Consider the following 12,447-nt stretch of genomic DNA (forward strand, 5'->3'; position numbering starts at 1 on the left):
AAATTAAGTTTTACTATATAAACCCTATATATCTGCTATAATTATAAATGAGGCAAAATTACGGATTTTCAAAAAATTAAGTAGAGGTGATAATGGGCCATGAATAAGGTAAAGACCATTGAGGAAGTTGTTGATCATATCAAGGATGGTATGACAGTTATGATAGCTGGGTTCATGGGAGTAGGTACTCCTCATAGTATAGTTGACAAGATGATTGAAAAGGGAATTAAAGACTTAACTATTATTTGTACCGATACTGCTAGGCCAGATTTTGGTATAGGAAGGCTTATATCTAATAAAATGGCGAAAAAAGTAATAGCTTCACACATAGGAACAAATGCTGAAACCGGTAGACAAATGAATGAGGGAGAATTAGAAGTAACACTAACGCCTCAAGGGACCTTGGCAGAACAGATTAGAAGTGGCGGAGCAGGACTGGGAGGCTTCCTGACACCTACTGGAATAGGAACTATAGTAGAAGAAGGCAAGAAAAAAATAGAAGTAGATGGTAAGGAATACATATTGGAGTTGCCACTTAAAGCTGATATTGCACTTATAAAGGGTGCGAAGGTAGATAAGAAAGGCAATATCTATTATGATTTAGCTGCAAGAAACTTTAACCCATTAATGGCAACGGCAGCAGACCTTGTAATAGTTGAAGCGGATGAAATAGTTGAAGTAGGAGAAATAAATGCAAATGACGTTATGACACCGGGAATATTTGTTGACGTTATCACTGAGGGGAGGAAGTAGTATGGATAAGGCTAAAATGAAGGAAATTATAGCTAAAAGGGTAGCTAAGGAGCTTAATGACGGAGATGTTGTTAATCTAGGAATAGGTTTACCGACCATGGTAGCAAACTATATTCCTGATGGTGTAGAGGTTATACTTCAATCTGAGAACGGATTCCTAGGCATGGGACCTGCTCCTGAAGAAGGAAAGGAAATTGAGAACCTTGTGAATGCTGGAGGTATGCCCGTTACTACAGTATCGGGAGCAGCTTTTTTCGATAGCGCAGCTTCATTTGGTATAATCAGAGGCGGTCATGTAGATGCTACAGTACTTGGGGCGTTACAGGTGGATGGAGAAGGAAACTTGGCAAACTGGATGATACCTGGAAAAATGGTACCAGGCATGGGTGGCGCTATGGATCTAGTTGTAGGAGCAAAAAAGGTTATAGTTGCAATGACCCATACTGCAAAGGGCAATGTTAAAATATTAGAGAAATGTACCCTTCCTCTAACTGCAAAGGGACAGGTTAACTTAATAGTTACAGAAATGGGAGTGATGGAGGTTACAGAATCGGGATTAATACTTCAAGAAATAAATCCTGAGTTTACAGTAAAAGAAGTTGAGGCTGCGACGGAGGCAACTCTCATAATCCCAGAGTATTTAAAGGAAATGGAAGTTTAAGAGAAGCTCTAATATTCGAGTGGTTTTTAAAAGACTATAAGTAAGAAAGCGTGTTATCCATAAAGGTGCATAACACGCTTTTTTTATTGAGATCATTTCTCGAAGAGGAATCTGCTAAAAAATGAAGAGACTCGATGCCCCCCCCTAAATTTTTATTTAAAATAATGTAACTAAAGAACTTGGAACCTTGGGGTATAATTATCTTAGGAAACAAAATGCAAAAGGAGAGGTTAAGATGCAATTGTTAAAATATAAGGAGTTCTACTTTATACTTTATATTCTTTTGGTTAACTTATTTGGATTTAGCATTATGCTTATAGACAAATATAAAGCTAAAAAGAACAAGTGGAGAATAAAGGAACAAAACTTTTTTATAACAGCCGCTATTGGTGGAGCAGCAGGGGTGCTTTTAGGAATGACAATGGCGAGACATAAAACTCAGCATAAAAGCTTTTATATAGGAATACCTATACTCTACTTGCTCAATATAAGCTATGTAGTTATATATTTTGTATATTTTTCTATATAAATCTGTGAATGAGAAATCAAGCTAACTCAAGCTTAGGAATCACAGGTCTACGAACTATAGGGGGAGGTAAAATTTCCCTATTGATTATCTTTATAGATAGGTAACTAACTATAAAGAACTTCAATCAATCCTCTAGATTATTCTATGATATACTGAAATCCAAGAGTCATAAAGAACGAAATAAAACCGTTGGAATTTCTATATAGAAATTCCAGTCAAAACTATAATTATACACATCAAAAATCCCTAGAAACATCGGATATTTTGATATGTATAAATTAAGATTTACTTGGAACTCTATATAGGATAGTTTGGAGAGATGAATGTGAAAATAAGTAATGCAGAGCTTATAAAAGAAGCTAAGGAATTGGCTGAAAAGTACTATAGTGATGGAAAGTATCTTTGCTCAGAAGCCGTGCTTTCTTCTGTTAATGAAGTATTAGAATGTGGAATGCCTGAAGAGTATGTGAGGCTTACCTCAGGATTCCCAGTTGGAATGGGTGGCGGTGGCTGCTCATGTGGAGCTTTAACTGGAGGCCAGTGTGCTATAGGCCTAGTTTATGGAAGGAAAAAGCCAGGAGGAAGCAATAGAAAAATTATGAAGCTATCAAAGGAGCTACATGATAAATTTAGAAAAGAATATGGCAGCGCATGCTGTAGAGTACTTATTAAAGACTATGAATTTGGATCTAAGGAACACATAAAGAGATGTACTAAGGTTACGGGGGATATAACGGAATTGGTTATGTCGATAATATTAGAAAACAAAAATATAGTATCGAAAATTTTAAACACAAAAGCACTTTAGAGGGCTTTTGTGTTTTTAACTGTTATAGTTCACAACCTTCGGGTATATAATGAAAGTAGCTAAAAAGGGGCTATTTCATAGAGGTTTCTTATAAATAAAGCCCCAGGGTGTTTCAGAATAAATGAATTTCAAATAACGCAGAAATTAGCCATTATGAGACACGCCCTATTTGAATTGAAAATAGCTATGCAGGTCACTAACATTATTGAATTGAAAGTTTTCAATACATCTCATTAATTCTATATTTAACTCTTGAAAGCAGTCTTCATCAAACGCCCCTTTGGTGAAGCTGTTTTTATATATGAGAGGTTTAAACATCTCTAATATTTCTTTTAAGGAACTACAGTCACCATTTTGAGCTGATTCAAAAGTTCTTCTAAAATTTCTATGGTTGATAAAAATCCCTCCTACTATTTTTATGAAAAGATTTCTGTCATTTCCATAAGAGTTGAATTTAGCTTGTCCAACTTTTTCCTAACAATAACTAGTAGAAAAGCTGTTACAGCTATAAGAAAGCAATCTGCAATATAAAATCACTAAAACCCTACATAGTTATGCTCCTTTCAATTCCCTATTTAACTTTTTTAATGCTGAATTCTTTATTTTATTTACTGCCTGTCTAGAGATTCCAAGGTCTTTAGCAACATTTGCTTGAGACCTATCATTTACAACGCACTCCTTTATAATCTCTTTTTCCTTACTGGTCAGCCTAATAAATGCATTTGAAAGTCTTTTGTTGGAGAAAACCTGAGTATAATCAAAGTTCTTTTGGGACTCAAAAATCTTATCAATTATATCTATTTCTTTATCTGGAACAAGGTTCAATCTTTCCTCCTGAAAATTCACATCTATAACATTTAGGTACAATTTTTCTCGATTTACTATTTTATTTTTCTTTTTTTTGATTCTTAGTGAAGAAAAGCCAATAGATTTTTTGATATATGCACATAAGCATGCTTTAAATAAATAGTCATTAAAGTCTTGTTCAAGGATTTTGAGTGTTTTGGGGTCATTTAGAATTATCCCATCAACGTAGAGTTTCTTGTGTTCATCATTTTCACTTAAATACTTTTTTGCTAAATTACTCATATTAACTACCCCCCCTGTAAAAAAATCATTGCATTATATTGCGAAGATTGTTAGGAGATGTTTATGTATACATATTTACCCAACAATGATGTAGAATTAACATATAGAAGAAACCCCTATATTCTATAGAAGCTAGTTATAATGCCATTTGTAAACCCTGTAATAAATTTGTAAGAGTATTGTAATTATATGTTAAGGTAGATAGAAATTATATATATTGCATGTACGGAAACCAGTACAGTTGCTAAATATGGGGAACAAGTAATTGAGAAAAGTATGCAAACCCTCTCTTTCCTATCTTTTAACTCTATGTAAGTATATGGTAAAATCAAAATATGAAAATTAGGTTACGGTTGATAACAGGAGGGCTTTATGGTTATCGAAATTAATTTTATTTTAGGAGTAATAATCTCAGTTATTATTTCTGTTGTTGTAACAAATTTTTTTATGAAAATTGCTAATTTTATTGGAGATAAACTTAAAATAGGTGAATTTTTTCTAAATTTATTGAAGATATATCCTTTTTAAACATTGGAACTATTGAGAATGGAATTGTAAGGCTTAAGGCTAAACTTAATGATAAGGTATCTAATGGACTGATAATATTTATATGATTTTAAAAGTATTTGTCTTAGAGCCAATAAGTAGATGAAGCAAAGAGCTAAGTAAAGACTTATCCTCCTTGCGAACATTATGAGGGAGTTAAAAGAAGACAAGATATAAAGGTAAAAATTCTTAAGCTATATCTCTATAAGGTTTTAGCAATGAAGGAAGTAGAGACCAGAAACCTTGAGGCTGTCAATAGATTGGTGTAAACAGTTCTAATTGCTTTTCAAGATTGCTTTCTAAGTCAATCAACGGTTCGAACCAAGACTATTCTAAACATAAATTTAAGATAGTCTTTATTGGCCCAGTACCAGCATGTGTTTCACTAGGTGCAAAGTGAAACTTTAAACAAAGCAATTCCAACACTTTTTGTTTAGCCTATAAGATAAGTATTTTCTTAAAATTTATGAATGAATTGGATGTTTGAAATGTACTATTTTACTAGCTTCATAACTTCACTTTGCCCCTGATGACATGTTTGCTGATTCTAGGCTTATTAAAAGCCTTGCTCTTTCTGACAATATATGGTAAAATTGTTATATTGTTGTTTGCTTAAATTTTATAAGATGTCTACTAAAGTTTTGTTGGAGGTGATTTGTTATTCAATTTAATACAAAAAAAATGAAATATATTTGTATAATATTAATTATATCGATACTTTCTTTTGTTGTTTATTTGCTAAATACTGTTGATTTTGATTTTTTTGAATTTAAGTTATCGATTAAAGCTATATTGAAGCAAGAACTTACTTTAGAAGAACTAAAAGAGTCACAAATATATAGAAACTATAATATGGTAGAACAAGGGATTACAATAGGCGAGTTAAACAAAATGTTTAACAAAAAGGGGCAACTAAATGAAACTGAGATTGCAACATTATGGAAATTACCTTATGGATCATTTGGAGTTTCAGGATATAATGAAGATATAAAAGTAATACATAAGGGAATTTATATAAAAAATCCTCCTACAAAAAAAATAAATGAAAAGGAACTATACGAACTATTAAATTGTAAGACTTTACATGATGTTAATAATCTTTTGGGAGAATCACCAATGCAAACAGGAATGCTTTGGAATCATAGAGGAGACATTGAAATATACTCATATTCTTGGTATATAGAGACAAACATATCCAAAGATTTAGCTAAAAAAATGGATAATATAAATATAGAGAAAAAAAATATTTATATTATACACGATGATAAGCAATCAATTGGAAAAGGGAAATATAAATTTGAAGTAAATATAAATCTTGAAGAAAAAATTAGAAGTATTAGAATTTCTAAAATATAAGCAGTTATGTTGTTTAGAGTATCTTAGAAATTTCAGCTTACATTGAAGAAGTTTCTATTTAGTAAATAAGGCTATCGATAAAATATTTTATCGATAGCCTTAGATTTATTAATCTAAAAATTTTTACTACTAGCCAACATATTCTGCTTCAGCTTTTAATAGTTTCCCAATTTCATGTGTTCCATCTTCTTTGCCAAGATATTCATATTCTGTATATAATCTAACATAACCTTCTCCATCACTTAGGATCCACTCTCTAACAGCACCTTTTGAAGCATTAGTTATTTTCATAACTGCTTCATCGAAAGCGGCAACGCTTATAAGAGTGGTAATAAAAGCTACTCCATCTCTAGTATTTTTATAAAAATCCCACAACCAGTCTGCATAGGAGTTGTTTGAACCTCCTTGTGCAACGACAATTAACCCGCGGTCTAATAACTGTTTACCATCTAACAATTCTGAAAAACCTATTTTTCCACTTCCTATATTTGGCTCTGAAGGTATTCCCATTATAATTCACTCCTTTTAATACTTTCTATTTTTTAGGAACATGTGTAGCTACGGCAGAGTCAAATACTACTCGATCAACTACACTTCCTCTTCCTATCTCAACTTTTCCAATTACACTTCTTACTGTTAATCTTACATAACCACCCTCAACAATTACCTTTTTACATGGTTCAGCCATAACTTCTTTTATTTCTTTTTCGGCTTCATCTTCATAGTTTTGAGATGCTTGTACTCCTACTAGAACAGCACTAGCTAAAGCACACATGTTTTGTGCTAAGAATTGCAACCACTGTTGACTAGGAGTATATATATAATCAGCTTCCTTTATAAAACCTTCTTCATATAAGTCGCTTAGATCATATAGATACGTTATCTCAAAATAGTTACCTCCGCCACCGCCTACATCATTACTCATAATAACAACTCCTCTATTTTTTATATAATCCTAAGTATTTGATTAGGATAAATCAAGTTACCATTTAAACAATTTAACCTGATTAATGTATTAACTGAGATATTAAACAATTTAGATATAGACCATAAAGTATCTCCTACCTTAACAGTATAGGTATCAAAATTGGCTAGAATTTTGCTTCTAACCTTAACTAAAGGAAAGTTTAGTCCAGGACACCTAGTAGATGTTAATTCCCTATGACCTTTTATAGTCCCTACATTATATTTGTCACATAGATACTGGCATAACTCTATAAGAGCTTCAAATCCTTTTTCTACGTCATAGTCCCCTTGTATACATATCCCAAGAGAAATATTATTGTAGCCCTTTGTGTGTGCTCCTATAGCATTTTCAGGCCTGCCCCTGTAGACTTGTCCATCCTTAGTTACTAAAAAGTGATATCCAAATCCACTCCATCCATTTTCTAGATGCCATCTATGTATATCAAGTACTGTTGCACTGCTGTGTGCAGCATGATGAATTATTACCATAGAAGGACACTTAAGTTTTTTGAGTTTGTTTCTAAATTTCAAGTTGCTTTCTACAATATTCATCCTGCTCACACATCCTATATATTTTTACTGAGAAAGTTTAACCGGTTAAGTGCCTCTCATATATAAAAGACGAATTTTTTGCCCAAAATGTAAACCTCTAGTTTAAAATTTTTTCAAAAAACTTTTTTGGCAATTCCTAAAACCTTGTAAATTACTCACTTTAAGATTCTTTCTTAAAAACATACTCTTTTATCTCCTCAACATCCTTTTTTACACCCTCAACCAGATTCAACTTGCCAGTTAAGTTTGATATAATCTCTTGATATTTTTTCTCCCTATCTTCTTGACGGAGATCTCTTTTCTCTTGATTTTTCAGAATATAAAAAATCAGAGCTACGGTGAGCGCCGTCCATATTCCTTGGATTGACGCTAATTCAAAAAAAATTTCTTCCAATTTTTTCTTACCTTCATAACGCTTAGTTCTTTTCTAAGATTTTTAAGCCCTCTATTTTTAGCTCTATTTACTGCTTGTCTTGATATTCCAAACATAAGAGCTATTTCATTATCAGAAAAACCCTGTATAAATTTTCTTTTTAAAATTGTTTTTTGTAGTGGTGGTAAAGAATTAAGTAGCATAGAAACAAGTAATTTATTCTCCATATAATAAGATGTATCATTGGCTATAATATCTAGATTTAAGTTAGTAGTTTTAATGCTTTGTAATACATTTTTTCTAAACAAATCTATAGATTTATTCTTTAAAAAAAACCATATATAGTTAGTAATTCCTCCATCATTTTTCATACAGATCTCATTTAAGTCTATTTCTTTGATTGTCTGTAGAAACTCTATTATCATATCTGTTTCCGCTTCCTCATAACCTAGTTTTTCACTCAATTTTTTCATAGCTCTTTGAAACTTTAAAAATACGCTTAGTATAGCTTCTTTATCTCCTTTTTGAGCTTTTTCTATCAGGTCATATAATTCCATGTCAAATCCCCCTTTAGTCCTAGAAATAGACAAGCCTTTGATATATAAAGACGAATTTCGAGTTGATTTTGTAAACTGGTCTAATTTGACTTTTTTTATATTTTTCCATAATTAAGTGTTCTTCTGTATTTTTAACCATTATTTTTCTATCGTATTTTTAATCTTGATTATAAATAAGCTACAAAGACTAATTTTGTTATATCTATAGTGTTTTCACTTTTTACTCATATTTCAGCTTGTAAGTTGACATTAAATAATTAGTAGTGCTCTATTATTATGCATAATAAGTGGTACCAACACTTTGATTGCACACGACGAAAGTCAACAAATAGCCATTTATTAACTTTCGAGGAGATAAGAATTATATTTTAGGACAAGAAAAGGTAAAGAGTAAGAGAGGAAAAAAATGGGATTAGGACAAGGGAAAATTAAACTCTAAACTATAGAGTTTACATGCTGAGTTTATTCGGCGGAGAAAAGTATAGACATTAAAGAAGCCCAATACATTTTGGATTATAAAAAAAGAGGCCTATCTTTCTATAACTAGAAAAATAGACCTCTTCTTTTGATTGATTCAAGTCACTATAGCTTTAATGTCCTCGTTTCTTTTGCTTCTTCTTTTCCTGCTTTAGGATAAACTTTCTCTTTTCAAGCTCCTGTTTTCTAAGCTTAGAAAGTTCTTTTCTCTCATGTTTCTTTTCCTCATATTGAAGTTTTAAAGCTTCCTGGGCCTTTGTGGAGACACCTCTGTCCGCCATAGCCTTTGTAGCTTCTCGCTGTCTTCTCTTAGGATTTATTTTTTTCCTAGTTATCTTAGTGATCTCTTCATTTGGCTTACTATAGCTTAGCCTATTTGGATAATACCTTACGATAAAATTGTACAGTTCAGGACCAGTAGGTTCCTTTCCAAATACGAACTTTGAAACAGAATAACCTTCATCATCATTTCTTTCAAAAATTCCAATCCAATAAGGAGTCTCAAAAAGAATAGAAAATGAAGTATTGATGTTTTTCATAACATCACCCCTTCTAAAAAATATATATTCACTAGGAATGGACGACCCGAAGGGGAAGGTTACTGACATCTATAAATATCAAACTTCAAATCTTTATTGAAGTTATATATCCCTATATGAAATCGTAAATACATATAGATGCGCCTGGACTACCAACCAGAACTGTGTTTCTATCCTAGGATTTAACCTAGACTATTCAAGTTATAGGCTAGGTTTAACCATATTATACCATATTCGTAAAAAGATATCTTAAATTGCCATCAAAATGGGTAAGATATAAACTAGATAAAGATATCGTAGGTTGATATATAAATAAAATAACCTTCGTCAGTTTTTTATCAAAAAAACTATTTACATATACCCTGTATGGGTATATAATGTAATAGAAATAACCTTACAAAAGGGGTGAGAAAATGGCATTAGAAAAAAACTTTAAAATAGAAGGTATGACCTGTGCGGCTTGTGTTCGCGCAGTGGAGAGAGCTATAAATAAGATTGATGGAATAGAAGAGGTTAGTGTAAACCTTGCAACAGAGAAAATGGTTGTAAAATATGATGAAGGAAAGGTTTCAGAAGACCAAATAGCTCAGACGGTAAACAAGGCGGGATACAAGGCTTTAGCAGATGAAGACCGAAAGGAAGTTGTAATACCAGTAGAGGGAATGACTTGAGCAGCCTGCGTGAAAGCTGTTGATAGGTCTATCAACAAACTAGAAGGTATTAAATCTGTAAATGTAAATATTGCTACTAATAAGGCAACGGTTGAATATGATGCAAATATCGTGAGATTATCAGAGATAAAAGGTGCTATTAAAAAGGCCGGATATACTCCCTTAGATATAGAGAGGGATGAAGTACAGGATGAGGATCAGGATAAGAAAGAAAGGGAAATAAAGGTGATGTGGACAAAGTTTATAATTGCCATTGCCTTTACTATACCACTTTTCTATATTTCCATGGGACATATGGTAGGTATGCCTCTACCGAAGTTCATAAATCCCCATTTCAATCCATTAAATTTTGCACTTATTCAATTGGTGCTAACTATCCCTATAATGATTGCAGGAAACAAGTTCTACACAGTGGGCTTCAAGGCTTTGTTTAGAAGAAGTCCAAATATGGATTCACTAATAGCCGTGGGAACTAGTGCAGCAGTTGTTTATGGATTATATGCAACCTATAAGATTATGAATGGATATACTGAATTTGCTAAGGATTTATACTTTGAAACGGCCGGAGTAATTATAGCCCTTATTATGCTTGGAAAGTATCTAGAAACACGCTCAAAGGGTAAAACATCCGAGGCGATAAAGAAACTAGTAGGTCTTCAGCCTAAAACAGCTACTATAGTACAAGGAAAAGAAGAAATAAGCATACCTATAGAAGAGGTTGAAGAAGGAGACATTATACTAGTAAAACCAGGAGAAAAGATTCCTGTAGATGGTGAAGTAGTTGAAGGACACAGTTCAGTTGACGAATCGATGCTTACGGGAGAAAGTATTCCAGTAGAGAAAAACATAGGTGATAAGGTTGTAGGAGCAAGTATAAATAAAAACGGTGTACTGAAGTTTAGAGCGACAAATGTAGGTAAGGATACTGCTCTAGCACAAATTATCAAATTGGTTGAAGAAGCTCAGGGAAGTAAGGCTCCAATAGCAAAGCTAGCAGATATAATATCAGGATACTTTGTACCAATAGTTATGGCGATTGCCATTGTTTCAGGGCTTATATGGTATATTACCGGTAGCGGTGCTGAATTTGCACTTACCATTTTTATCTCGGTTTTAGTAGTAGCTTGCCCATGCGCCCTAGGACTAGCGACACCAACGGCAATAATGGTTGGGACTGGTAAGGGAGCTGAGCTTGGGGTACTAATAAAAAGTGGTGTAGCCCTTGAGTCAGCATACAAAATAGAAACCATAGTTTTTGATAAGACTGGTACCATAACAGAAGGTAAACCTAGAGTTACCGATATAATAACAAGGGATAACTTAGACGAAGATAAAATTCTTGAAATAGCAGCTACTGCCGAAAAGGGTTCTGAACATCCCCTTGGAGAGGCTATCGTTAAGGAAGCCGAAGCAAGAAATATTGCATTCTTGGATGCTAAGGACTTCTATGCAATACCCGGACATGGAATAGAAGTAGATATAGAAGGGGATAAAGTCTTACTTGGAAATGAAAAGCTCATGAGGGATAGAAATATTGAGCCAGCCCTAATTGATGAATCAGCTAGGTTGGCAGATGAAGGCAAGACTCCAATGTTTATAGCCATAAATAATAGGTTAGAGGGTATAATAGCCGTAGCAGATGTTGTGAAGGAAAATAGTAAAGAGGCAATAAAGAGACTACACGATATGGGAATAGAAGTAGCAATGATTACTGGAGATAACAAAAGAACAGCAGAAGCAATAGCAAAGCAGGTTGGGATAGATATTGTTTTAGCCGAGGTTTTACCAGAAGATAAATCTAATGAGGTTAAGAAGCTTCAAGAAAAGGGTAAAAAAGTTGCTATGGTTGGAGACGGTATAAATGATGCACCAGCCTTGGCTATGGCTGATATAGGTATGGCCATTGGTTCCGGTACGGATGTCGCAATGGAATCAGCCGACATAGTACTGATGAAGAGCGACCTTTTAGATGTAGTTACAGCAATCAAACTAAGTAAGAACACTATAAGAAACATTAAGCAAAACCTATTCTGGGCATTTGCTTACAATACAGCAGGAATACCATTGGCAGCAGGATTACTCTTTGCCTTTGGAGGACCAAAGCTAAATCCAATGTTTGCAGCAGCTGCAATGTCCATGAGTTCGGTATCTGTAGTAACAAATGCCCTTAGACTCAGAAGGTTTAAGGGATAGATATAAGACTATATATGAGAGAGAGGATGTTATACAATGAAAAAAATGATTTTAATTGAAGGAATGAGCTGTGGTCACTGTACTGGTAGAGTAGAGAGAGCTTTAAATGAATTAGACGGAGTTACAGTTGAGAGCAGCAGTGTAGATGAGAAAAATGTAATAGTAACCTTGGAAAAGGAGATTGATGAAAAAGTTATTAGAGATACCGTAGATGATGCAGGGTACGATGTTGTAGATATTAAGGAAATATAAATAGACACAAATTAAAACCGAATTATCAACCTATGGAAATTTCTTTTGATAAAAGTAAAGAAATTTCCATAGGTTTTATTTTTTTTGAAGTTAAAGGTTTTTCATGAAGAAATTATGATCAAAAC

15 protein-coding genes and 1 pseudogene are annotated in these 12,447 nt (G+C 33.3%); 8 read left to right on the forward strand and 8 right to left on the reverse strand.

The window, feature by feature from the left end; translation table 11 throughout:
• The first annotated feature begins 99 nt into the window (after window positions 1-99).
• From R9X47_RS17605 to R9X47_RS17620, 4 genes are all read left to right on the forward strand, one after another.
• The gene (locus R9X47_RS17605) at window positions 100-753 is read left to right on the forward strand and encodes a CoA transferase subunit A (RefSeq protein ID WP_432662336.1); all 654 of its coding nucleotides are present in this window, start codon (window positions 100-102) and stop codon (window positions 751-753) included.
• 1 nt (window position 754) lies between these two features.
• Window positions 755-1,414, forward strand: coding sequence for a 3-oxoacid CoA-transferase subunit B (locus R9X47_RS17610; protein WP_432662337.1), 660 nt, complete (start codon window positions 755-757; stop codon window positions 1,412-1,414).
• Window positions 1,415-1,649: 235 nt separating this feature from the next.
• Window positions 1,650-1,943 (forward strand): DUF1294 domain-containing protein, encoded by a 294-nt coding sequence (locus R9X47_RS17615; RefSeq protein ID WP_432662338.1) that lies wholly within the window; start codon window positions 1,650-1,652, stop codon window positions 1,941-1,943.
• 325 nt (window positions 1,944-2,268) lie between these two features.
• Window positions 2,269-2,751: a C-GCAxxG-C-C family protein gene (locus tag R9X47_RS17620; RefSeq protein ID WP_432662339.1), complete on the forward strand. Its 483-nt coding sequence runs from the start codon at window positions 2,269-2,271 to the stop codon at window positions 2,749-2,751.
• Window positions 2,752-2,916: 165 nt separating this feature from the next.
• Here the strand turns inward: R9X47_RS17620 and R9X47_RS17625 are convergent, their stop codons facing one another.
• Both R9X47_RS17625 and R9X47_RS17630 read right to left on the reverse strand, forming a co-directional pair.
• A complete protein-coding gene (locus R9X47_RS17625; protein WP_432662340.1) occupies window positions 2,917-3,069 on the reverse strand; it encodes a helix-turn-helix domain-containing protein in 153 nt (50 codons plus the stop codon).
• 234 nt (window positions 3,070-3,303) lie between these two features.
• Window positions 3,304-3,840 carry a sigma factor-like helix-turn-helix DNA-binding protein gene (locus R9X47_RS17630; protein ID WP_432662341.1) on the reverse strand — a complete coding sequence of 179 codons (537 nt, stop codon included), beginning with the start codon at window positions 3,838-3,840 and terminating at the stop codon, window positions 3,304-3,306.
• A gap of 372 nt (window positions 3,841-4,212) precedes the next feature.
• Here R9X47_RS17630 and R9X47_RS17635 point away from each other — a divergent pair, with 372 nt between their 5' ends.
• Together R9X47_RS17635 and R9X47_RS17640 are read left to right on the forward strand one after the other, a co-directional pair.
• Window positions 4,213-4,368 (forward strand): hypothetical protein, encoded by a 156-nt coding sequence (locus R9X47_RS17635; protein WP_432662342.1) that lies wholly within the window; start codon window positions 4,213-4,215, stop codon window positions 4,366-4,368.
• A 909-nt stretch (window positions 4,369-5,277) separates the two neighbouring features.
• The gene (locus R9X47_RS17640) at window positions 5,278-5,742 is read left to right on the forward strand and encodes a hypothetical protein (RefSeq protein ID WP_432662343.1); all 465 of its coding nucleotides are present in this window, start codon (window positions 5,278-5,280) and stop codon (window positions 5,740-5,742) included.
• A gap of 129 nt (window positions 5,743-5,871) precedes the next feature.
• Here the strand turns inward: R9X47_RS17640 and R9X47_RS17645 are convergent, their stop codons facing one another.
• From R9X47_RS17645 to R9X47_RS17670, 6 genes are all read right to left on the reverse strand, one after another.
• Complete coding sequence (locus tag R9X47_RS17645) at window positions 5,872-6,252, reverse strand: hypothetical protein (RefSeq protein WP_432662344.1); 381 nt, start codon at window positions 6,250-6,252, stop codon at window positions 5,872-5,874.
• Between the two features lie 25 nt (window positions 6,253-6,277).
• Window positions 6,278-6,667 carry a hypothetical protein gene (locus tag R9X47_RS17650; RefSeq protein WP_432662345.1) on the reverse strand — a complete coding sequence of 130 codons (390 nt, stop codon included), beginning with the start codon at window positions 6,665-6,667 and terminating at the stop codon, window positions 6,278-6,280.
• Between the two features lie 20 nt (window positions 6,668-6,687).
• Entirely contained in the window at window positions 6,688-7,260 is a 573-nt protein-coding gene (locus tag R9X47_RS17655; RefSeq protein WP_432662346.1) for an N-acetylmuramoyl-L-alanine amidase, read from the reverse strand.
• 160 nt (window positions 7,261-7,420) lie between these two features.
• A complete protein-coding gene (locus R9X47_RS17660) occupies window positions 7,421-7,654 on the reverse strand; it encodes a BhlA/UviB family holin-like peptide (protein WP_432662347.1) in 234 nt (77 codons plus the stop codon).
• Entirely contained in the window at window positions 7,630-8,190 is a 561-nt protein-coding gene (locus R9X47_RS17665; protein WP_432662348.1) for an RNA polymerase sigma factor, read from the reverse strand. Before R9X47_RS17665 ends, R9X47_RS17660 begins: the two co-directional genes overlap by 25 nt.
• 590 nt (window positions 8,191-8,780) lie before the next feature.
• Window positions 8,781-9,206 carry a YjdF family protein gene (locus tag R9X47_RS17670; RefSeq protein ID WP_432662349.1) on the reverse strand — a complete coding sequence of 142 codons (426 nt, stop codon included), beginning with the start codon at window positions 9,204-9,206 and terminating at the stop codon, window positions 8,781-8,783.
• 413 nt (window positions 9,207-9,619) lie between these two features.
• Between R9X47_RS17670 and R9X47_RS17675 the strand changes: the two are divergent.
• Both R9X47_RS17675 and R9X47_RS17680 read left to right on the forward strand, forming a co-directional pair.
• Window positions 9,620-12,070 (forward strand): annotated as a pseudogene (locus tag R9X47_RS17675) (heavy metal translocating P-type ATPase).
• Window positions 12,071-12,106: 36 nt separating this feature from the next.
• On the forward strand, window positions 12,107-12,322 hold the full coding sequence (locus tag R9X47_RS17680; protein ID WP_432662350.1) for a heavy-metal-associated domain-containing protein: 216 nt from the start codon (window positions 12,107-12,109) through the stop codon (window positions 12,320-12,322).
• The last annotated feature ends 125 nt before the right edge of the window (window positions 12,323-12,447 follow it).

Source organism: Wukongibacter baidiensis (assembly GCF_050888315.1).
GTDB lineage: Bacteria > Bacillota > Clostridia > Peptostreptococcales > Caminicellaceae > Wukongibacter > Wukongibacter baidiensis.

Coding starts and splice junctions, on each gene's coding strand:
- R9X47_RS17605 (WP_432662336.1), top strand. CDS start 100: ATGAATAAGGTAAAGACCATTGAGGAAGTTGTTGATCATATCAAGGAT.
- R9X47_RS17610 (WP_432662337.1), top strand. CDS start 755: ATGGATAAGGCTAAAATGAAGGAAATTATAGCTAAAAGGGTAGCTAAG.
- R9X47_RS17615 (WP_432662338.1), top strand. CDS start 1,650: ATGCAATTGTTAAAATATAAGGAGTTCTACTTTATACTTTATATTCTT.
- R9X47_RS17625 (WP_432662340.1), bottom strand. CDS start 3,069: ATGTTTAAACCTCTCATATATAAAAACAGCTTCACCAAAGGGGCGTTT.
- R9X47_RS17630 (WP_432662341.1), bottom strand. CDS start 3,840: ATGAGTAATTTAGCAAAAAAGTATTTAAGTGAAAATGATGAACACAAG.
- R9X47_RS17635 (WP_432662342.1), top strand. CDS start 4,213: ATGGTTATCGAAATTAATTTTATTTTAGGAGTAATAATCTCAGTTATT.
- R9X47_RS17640 (WP_432662343.1), top strand. CDS start 5,278: ATGTTTAACAAAAAGGGGCAACTAAATGAAACTGAGATTGCAACATTA.
- R9X47_RS17645 (WP_432662344.1), bottom strand. CDS start 6,252: ATGGGAATACCTTCAGAGCCAAATATAGGAAGTGGAAAAATAGGTTTT.
- R9X47_RS17650 (WP_432662345.1), bottom strand. CDS start 6,667: ATGAGTAATGATGTAGGCGGTGGCGGAGGTAACTATTTTGAGATAACG.
- R9X47_RS17655 (WP_432662346.1), bottom strand. CDS start 7,260: ATGAATATTGTAGAAAGCAACTTGAAATTTAGAAACAAACTCAAAAAA.
- R9X47_RS17665 (WP_432662348.1), bottom strand. CDS start 8,190: ATGGAATTATATGACCTGATAGAAAAAGCTCAAAAAGGAGATAAAGAA.
- R9X47_RS17670 (WP_432662349.1), bottom strand. CDS start 9,206: ATGAAAAACATCAATACTTCATTTTCTATTCTTTTTGAGACTCCTTAT.
- R9X47_RS17680 (WP_432662350.1), top strand. CDS start 12,107: ATGAAAAAAATGATTTTAATTGAAGGAATGAGCTGTGGTCACTGTACT.